The organism is Mycobacterium alsense, assembly GCF_002086635.1.
Taxonomy (GTDB): Bacteria; Actinomycetota; Actinomycetes; order Mycobacteriales; family Mycobacteriaceae; genus Mycobacterium; species Mycobacterium alsense.
The window spans coordinates 1-8,181 of sequence record NZ_MVHD01000091.1 but is presented as its reverse complement, the minus strand read 5'-3'; the positions used below and the strand labels follow the sequence as shown (position 1 = coordinate 8,181).

5 protein-coding genes are annotated in these 8,181 nt (G+C 62.6%); 4 read left to right on the top strand and 1 reads right to left on the bottom strand.

The features are described from left to right. On the top strand, positions 1-740 hold a 740-nt coding region (locus BST11_RS26130), incomplete at its 5' end, for a GMC family oxidoreductase (protein WP_142276589.1). Positions 741-764: 24 nt separating this feature from the next. Here BST11_RS26130 and BST11_RS26125 read toward each other — a convergent pair. Beyond that, on the bottom strand, positions 765-2,033 hold the full coding sequence (locus BST11_RS26125; protein WP_083141080.1) for a glycosyltransferase: 1,269 nt from the start codon (positions 2,031-2,033) through the stop codon (positions 765-767). A gap of 453 nt (positions 2,034-2,486) precedes the next feature. Between BST11_RS26125 and BST11_RS26120 the strand changes: the two genes are divergently transcribed. From BST11_RS26120 to BST11_RS26110, 3 genes are all read left to right on the top strand, one after another. Next, a complete protein-coding gene (locus tag BST11_RS26120) occupies positions 2,487-2,903 on the top strand; it encodes an MmpS family transport accessory protein (protein ID WP_083141079.1) in 417 nt (138 codons plus the stop codon). Next, positions 2,900-5,788, top strand: a complete 2,889-nt coding sequence (locus BST11_RS26115) for an MMPL/RND family transporter (protein WP_083141077.1) — start codon at positions 2,900-2,902, stop codon at positions 5,786-5,788. Before BST11_RS26120 ends, BST11_RS26115 begins: the two co-directional genes overlap by 4 nt. Before the next feature lie 143 nt (positions 5,789-5,931). Further along, on the top strand, positions 5,932-8,181 hold a 2,250-nt coding region (locus tag BST11_RS26110; protein ID WP_083141078.1), incomplete at its 3' end, for an MMPL/RND family transporter.

The following is an 8,181-nucleotide window of genomic DNA, read 5'->3' as shown; positions in this document are numbered from 1 at the left end:
GCTCCGGTGACTGGCCCAACGGGCTGGCCAACGGCTCGGACTACGTGGGCCGCAACCTGATGCGCCACCTGATGGACTGGATCGAGGTCTGGCCGGAACGCGGCTGCAAGATCACGGCCGAAAACAAGGAAGTCGGGCTCAACGACTTCTACTTCTGGGAAGGGCAGAAATACGGGACCGTGCAGTCGGCCGGCGCAATGGCCAATTTGGCATCCATGGACATGCTGACCAACCAGCCCGGCTGGCAGCCAAAGATGCTGCGCGCGATGAGCCCGGCGGTGCGACCGATCTACGATCGCTTCTTCAACGGGGGGCTGGTGCTGGTCCCGATGATGGAAGACCTGCCGTATCTGGATAACCGAGTCTTGCCCAGCGACCGGCCCGGCGCGGACGACCGCCAGCGGCTGCGGCTTCACTATCGCTTACACGCCAGCGAGATCGAACGCCGCGGGGTGTTCGTGCGGCAGATAAAAGAGGTGCTGAAACCGTTTCGCACGCTCACACTGCGGACCGGCGCGAACAACTCGACCCTGGGCCACGTCTGCGGCACGTGCCGCTTCGGCACCGATCCCCAAACCAGCGTGCTCGACGCCCACAACCGGGCCCACGAACTCGACAACCTTTACGTGGTGGACGCCTCCTTCTTCCCGTCCAGCGCCGGTCTGAATCCCAGTCTGACGGTCGCGGCCAACGCCCTGCGGGTAGCCGAATACCTGAACCAGGCGCATTTCGCCACCTGACGATTCGTTGGGGTCCGCCGCCGATCAGCCCACCCGCTTGAGGCGCGCGAAACCCTCCACAAGATCAGCGGCGGTCGCAACGCTTTCGCCGGGCTTGGTCATCCGAGTGGCGACCTCGCGGGCCCGGGCGAGGTATTCCGGGGCGAGGATGGTCCGCAGGTCCGCGACCAGTGATTTCTCGGTAGCGGCCGAAAAGCGCCGAGCGGTGCCCACTTTCAGCCGTTTCACCGCAGCCCCCCATATCAGCTGGACGTCCGCCATCCACAACACCAACGTGGGGACTCCGGCGCGCAATCCCGCGGCCGTGGTACCCGCACCGCCGTGATGTACGACCGCGCGACAGGCCGGAAAGATGGTCGCGTAATTCACCGCGCCGACCACCTTGACGTGGTCGAAATGGGGGACGTTGCTGAAGTCGGACGCGGCGGCGCAGATCAGCGCCCGCTCACCCAATTGCGCACTGGCCCTGCCGATCATCGCGATCGTGTCTTCGGCGGATTCGACGGGAATGCTGCCGAACCCGAAGAAGATCGGCGGTTTTCCGGCGGCGATCCACGAGGCCACCTCCTCGTCAGCATCCGTCGGCGATTCCATCGTCAGCGTGCCGACAAAGGGCCGTTGCCCATCCCACCTGGCCCATTCGGTCGCCAACCCCGGAAAACAGACCTCGTCGTACGCCTGTATTTCCAGGGATCGGCGTTGGGCGATGCGCCGCGGCGCGGGACAAGTGGCCTCCGGTAGGCCCAGTTCGCGGCGCTGGGCGCTCTCGACTTTTCGCACCCCACGCCAGACGACCCTTTCGTAGACCCTCATGGCCGAGCGGATCATCGGCGGCGGCAGCGTCGGAAGTAGGCGGCCGTTGACCCGTATCGGGAACCACAGCACCGTGGCCAACGGAATGCCGCGATACTCCGAGACGTTGGCCGCAAGTTCCTGATAACTCATGCCGGTCACCAGCAGATCGGCGCCGTCGGTCAGCGAGGTCAGCATCGTGCTCATCTCGCCCCAACACCGGGTGCCGGGTGCCCGGGACTCGCGCAGAAACGCGAGCACCGCCCGAACCCTCCAGAAGTTGCGGAAGAAAAACGCCCAGAAGTTACGCGTCGACTCCAGCCAGGCCTGGACATCCGGCCCGTAATCGACGGCCGCAAGCCCTGCCGCCTCGGCGAAGCCAACCAGGTCGGGCGGGACGGCCATGCGCACGTCGTGCCCGCGGCGCAGCAACTCACGGCCGACGGCAACGCCGGGTTCAACATCGCCGCGAGTTCCATAGAACGCCAGCACAAATTTCATCGCGCCATCCTGGCCCTTCATTTCCCGTGCGCGCCTGCGAGATGAAAGCCGCGGCCTCACCCTCGCGTGGCCGTCCGGCAGCATAACGTAGTTAGCCCGGCTATCCCGGGGGATGTCACGCGCGCACCGATCCAGTGGGCATGATTGGGACCGCATCGGCACATCACCCTGAGAAGTTCCTTAAATCACGGTCGGACGCCGTAGGCCACCAGTATGGTTTGGTGCCGTAATTAAACTTGTGTTGGCTAAGGTGGTGCGGTGGTCTGGGGCAGTGTGAGCGATGTCGAGCCGGCGTGGTCCGATGTCCCCGCCGAGGGCGGCCAGGACACCAACCAACCGCCCGGTCCGCGGCGCGTTCTCCTGCGACGCGCTCGCCAACCGTCATCCGCACCCCAAGAACAAGTGCGTTCTGGCAAGAGTCGCCGAAATCAGGGATCTGTGGTTCTCCGGGGTCTGAAGCGCCTATGGATCCCGCTGGTCGTAGTGGCGGTGATCGCGGTTGGAGGACTGACGGTGTCGCGTCTGCACGGCCTGTTCGGCTCGGAGAAGGGCCTTTCGTATGCCGACACCAGAGTCGACAACAAGCCTTACAATCCCCCGCACCTGAGGTACGAGGTATTCGGACCACCCGGGACCGTGGCCTTGATCAGCTATTTCGGCGCCAATGGCGATCCGCAGCATGTCGAGGGGGCGAGCCTGCCGTGGTCATTCGAGTTCGCGATCACCGCGGCAACGGGCATGAGAAGCGTCGCGGCGCAGGGTGACAGTGACAGTATCGGCTGCCGCATCCTGCTGGACGGCGTGGTCAAAGCCGAGAAGACCACGCACGCGGTGAGCGCCTTTACGTCCTGCACGCTTAACGCAGCATGAGCAACGATCCGCTCCACGACAGTCGACCACTGATCGCGCGGACGATCCGTCGACTTTCGGTGCCCATCATCCTGGCGTGGCTGGGGATGATCGGCTTCTTGATTGTCTGCGTTCCGTCATTGGAACAGGTGGAGAGCGAGCATTCGGTATCCCTGAATCCGACAAATGCGCCGTCCGTCAGGGCGGCGGAGCGGATGAACGAGGACTTCAAGTCCACTGACCAATCTCGCCAAGCGGGTTCCGCCAGCATGGCTTCGATCGTTTTGGAGGGTCAGCAGCCCCTAGGCGACGATGCCCACAGATATTACGACCGCCTGATTTCTCAGTTGAGAGACGATCCGAAACATGTCGCATACGTCCAGGATTTCTGGGGGGATGAACTAACCAGACACGCCGTGCAAAGCGTTGATGGTAAGGCTGCGTATGTTCAGGTGGTTCTTGCCGACAACTCGAGCCAGACCGCGGGCAACGGCTCGATCGCAGCCATCCAGCGCATCGTCGCTCGGACGCCGGCGCCGCCGGGAGTCAAGGCGTATGTCACCGGGCCCGCGGCGATCAATGCGGATATGGGCCATAGTGGTGACCGGACCGTTGCCACGATCACCGCGGTGAGCATCGCGGTCATCTTCATTACGTTGCTCCTCGTTTATCGTTCCGTGGTCACCGTAATTCTGCTGTTGGTGGTCGTCGGGATCGAATTGCAGGTGGCCCGCGGAATCGTTGCCTTTATGGGCCATCACGGGGCCATCGGCCTCACCACCTTCGCCGTTAACCTGCTGGTCTCCCTGGTGATAGCGGCCGGAACCGACTACGGGATATTTTTCGTTGGCCGGTACCAGGAGGCGCGTCAGGCCGGCGAGGACAGGGAAACGGCGTACTACACCACGTACCACGGGGTCGCCAAGGTCGTCTTGGCCTCGGGGTTGACGATCGCCGGAGCGCTTTTCTGCCTGATCTTTACGCGGCTGCCCTCTTTTTACATTCTGGCCATCCCGTGCGCGGTGGGCGTGTTGGTCGCCGTCGCGGTCGCGGTCACGCTGATTCCGGCGGTTCTTACCGTCGGAAGCCGTTTCGGCCTGTTCGAGCCCCGGCGAAACACCCACGCTCGAGCATGGCGACGGGTCGGCACGGCGATCGTTCGATGGCCCGGGCCCATCCTCGTCGCCACCTTGGCGGTCACGCTACTCGGGCTGTTGACGCTGCCGGGTTACAAGCCCAGCTACAACGACCAGAAGTACATCCCCAAAGACATCCCCGCCAATTTGGGGTACGAGGCCGCGGCGCGGCATTTTCCGCCGTCGGCAATGATGGCGCCCGAGATCCTGTTGGTCGAGACGGATCACGACCTGCGCAATCCGGCCGATTTCCTGGTGTTGGAGAAACTGGCCAAGGCCGTCCTCGCAGTGCCCGGCATTTCCTCGGTGCAGGCCGTGACCCGGCCCGAGGGAACCCCGATCAAGCACACGACGACACCGTATTTCCTCAGCATGCAGGTCGCCGGGCAGCAGCAATTCCTGTTCTTTCAGAAGGCGCGCCTCAAGGACATGCTCAAACAGGCCGACATGCTGGCGGAAGCGATCAACATCACGCGGCACCTCAATGGCCTGACGGAGCAGCTGGTCGCGACGACGCACGACATGGTCGGCACGACGCATGACATAAAGGACCTCACGGACGACCTGCGAGTTCATATCTCGGATTTCGAGGACTTCCTCAGGCCGATCCGCAGTTACTTCTACTGGGAAAAACACTGCTACGACATTCCGATTTGCTTTGCGCTGAGAAGCATATTCGATTCTATCGACGGCGTTGACGCGGTTACCGACAAGCTGACCGACGTCGTAACGGACCTCGACCAGGTCGACTTGCTGCTGCCGCAGGTACTCGCCCAGTTTCCGCAGATGATCGCGATCATGGAGAGTTCACGGACCATGCTGCTGACCATGCACAGCACCATGTCCGGGGTACTCGGAAATATGGGCGACGACAACAGTAATGCCACCGCCATGGGGCGGGCATTCGACACCGCTCAAAACGATGATTCGTTCTACCTGCCGCCGGAAGCCTTCAACGACAAGGACTTCCAGCGAATCATGAAAATATTCCTGTCACCGGACGGGAAGAACGTCCGCATGCTCATTCTGCAAAAAGGCGATCCGGCGTCCCCGGAGGGCATTTCCCGCGTCGATCCGATCAAGAGCGCGGCGGAGGAGGCGCTCAAGGGAACCCCACTGGAGGCATCGAAGATCTACCTCGCCGGCACCGCGGCGGGTGTGCGGGATGTGGTGCGGGGTTCCACGATTGATCTCATGATCGCGGGGGTCGCCGCGCTCTGTCTCATCTTCATCGTCATGCTGATCATGACGAAAAGCTTTGTAGCCGCGTTGGTTATCGTCGGCACGGTACTGCTCTCGCTGGGCGCGTCGTTCGGGCTTTCCGTGTTCGCCTGGCAGGATTTGCTTGGCATACAAATACACTGGTCGGTTCTCGTGATGGCCGTGATCGTCCTTTTGGCGGTGGGGTCTGACTACAATTTGCTGCTGGTGGCCCGGATGAAAGAGGAAATAGGGGCCGGCATAAACACCGGCATCATTCGCGCCATGGGTGGCACCGGCAAAGTCGTGACGAACGCGGGGCTGGTCTTCGCGTTCACCATGGGGTCCATGCTCGTCAGCGACCTGCGCGCGATCGGCCAGGTGGGGACGACGATCGGTCTGGGTTTGCTGTTCGACACGCTGGTCGTACGGGCGTTCATGACACCCTCCGTCGCCGCGCTGCTGGGGCGCTGGTTCTGGTGGCCGCAACAAGTGCGCCCCCGCCCCGCAAGTTCCTTACTTCGGCCGACCGGGCCCCGCCCGCTGGTACGCGCTTTGTTGCTGAGATAGCGGAAGTCAGCGGCGGATTTTCAGTTGAGGACAACACCGGCAACCGTGGAGAGCATCGTGACACAAGGCGATAGCGACAGCAGCGGCTGCCGCGTCGACGTGCGCGGCGCGGGAGCCTCTACCGTCCGCCCGTGGAAGGCCGCATGAGCGCCGAAGCCCCCCGGCCGCCCTCCGTAGCGCGGACGATCCGCAGGCTTGCACCGTTCATCATCCTCGCGTGGGTGGCGTTGACACTCACCGTGACTTTTGCGGTTCCGCCGTTGGAGCAGGTCGGCGAGGAGCACTCCGTGCCGCTGGCGCCGCAGGACGCGCCGTCGGTGCGGGCCATGACGACCATGGGCAAGGCTTTCAAAGAGTCCGATTCGGACAGCTTCGCCATGATCGTCCTCGAGGCGCAGCAACCGCTGGGGGACGACGCTCACACCTACTACCGCGAATTGGTTCGCGCATTACGAAACGACCCGCGGCATGTCGAACACGTGCAGGACATGTGGGGGGACCGCCTTACGGCCGCGGGGGTGGAAAGCCCCGACGGCAAGGCCGCGTATGTGCAACTGAATCTGGCCGGCGACCAGGGCACCACCCTGGCGAAGGAATCCGTGGCCTCGGTCCGGAACATCATGAAGCAGACGCCGCCTCCCCAAGGCCTCGAAGTCCATCTGACCGGCCCGGCGGCCCTCATTCCGGACATGCAGCGCAGCGGCGACGCATCGCTTCTGAAGATGGCGCTCGTCGGAGCCGCGATCATCTTCGTGGTACTGCTGATCGTCTACCGTTCGGTCACCACCGCGGTGCTGGTGTCGATCGGGGTCGGGATCGAGGTCGGCTCGGCCAGGGGGATCATCGCGTTTCTCGCCGACAACAACGTCGTCGTGCTCTCGACATTCGCCATCAATCTGCTGGTGACGCTGTCGATGGCGGCCGGAACCGACTACGGGATATTCTTCTTCGGCCGCTACCAGGAGGCCCGTCAGGCCGGCGAAGACCCCGAAACGGCTTACTACACCACTTACCGCGGCGTCACTCCCGTCGTCTTGGGTTCCGGATTGACGATCGCCGGCGCGATGTTGTGCCTGAGCTTCACTCGGATGCCCATCTTCCAGACCATTGGTGTCCCGTGCGCCGTCGGCATGCTCGTCGCGGTCGCGATCGCGATCACGCTGGTCCCGGCCATTCTGGCCGTCGGGAGTCGCTTCGGGCTGGGTGATCCCAAGCGCAGGATCGCGCAACGCCGGTGGCGAGGGGTCGGCACGGCGATCGTCCGCTGGCCCGCGCCCATTCTCGCCGCGACGTTGGCGGTCGCGCTGATTGGCCTGGTGACGCTGCCCGGCTACAAAACGAGCTACGACGACCGGTCCTATCTGCCCAATGACCTGCCGGCCAATCTGGGGTATGCGGCCGCCAATCGCCATTTCTCACAATCGCGGATGATGCCCGACATTCTGATGATCCAGGCGGATCGCGATATGCGCAACCCGGCCGATTTTCTTGTACTGCACAAAGTCGCCAAGGCGATTTTTCGGGTTCCAGGGATTTCTCGGGTGCAGGGCATAACCCGACCCGAGGGAACGCCCATTGAGCACACTTCGATACCCTTCCTGATCAGCATGCAAAATGCTGCAATGCTGCAAAATGTCACGTTTATTAGAACGACTATGAATGACCTTCTCAAGCAGGCAGATCTGTTAACCGAGCAAATTGCGGTGATGAAGCGCCTTTATAGCTTGCAGGACCGGCTCACCGACCTTGCGCACCACACAATCGGCCTAACGAAAGAAATGGTGGGCATAATCGATGAAACAGAAGTTCACTTCTCCGATTTCGAGGATTTCTTCAGGCCCATTCGAAGTTATTTCTACTGGGAAAAGCATTGCTACGATATTCCCATCTGCTTTGCACTGCGAAGCGTATTCGATTCGCTCGACGGCCTCGACCTGCTTGCCGAACAAACCCACCATATTCTGAAAGATGCGGAGAGAATCGACGAACTCCTGCCGCAGATACTCGCGCAGCTCCCGCGGATGATCGCGATCTTGGAGGCAACGCGTGCCAACCTGCTGACGAACCACAGCACCATGTCCGGGTTCTTGGGCCAGATGGACGACACGAGCCAGAACGCCACCGCCATGGGCCAGGCCTTCGATGCCGCCCACAACGACGACTCCTTCTATCTGCCTCCGGAGGTCTTCAAGAACGCGGACTTCCAACGCGCGATGGCGTCCTTCGTCTCTCCCGACGGAAAAGCGGCGCGCTTCATCATTTCGCATCGCGGCGATCCCGCGACGCCCGAGGGCATCGCGCGCATCGACCGGATCAAATCGGCGGCCGAGGAGGCGCTCAAGACCACCCCCTTGGAGGGCGCCAAGATCTACCTAGCCGGCACCGCATCGACC

Bases quoted from the DNA above. Each gene is read 5' to 3' on its own strand.
- BST11_RS26125 (WP_083141080.1), bottom strand. From the start codon at position 2,033: ATGAAATTTGTGCTGGCGTTCTATGGAACTCGCGGCGATGTTGAACCC.
- BST11_RS26115 (WP_083141077.1), top strand. From the start codon at position 2,900: ATGAGCAACGATCCGCTCCACGACAGTCGACCACTGATCGCGCGGACG.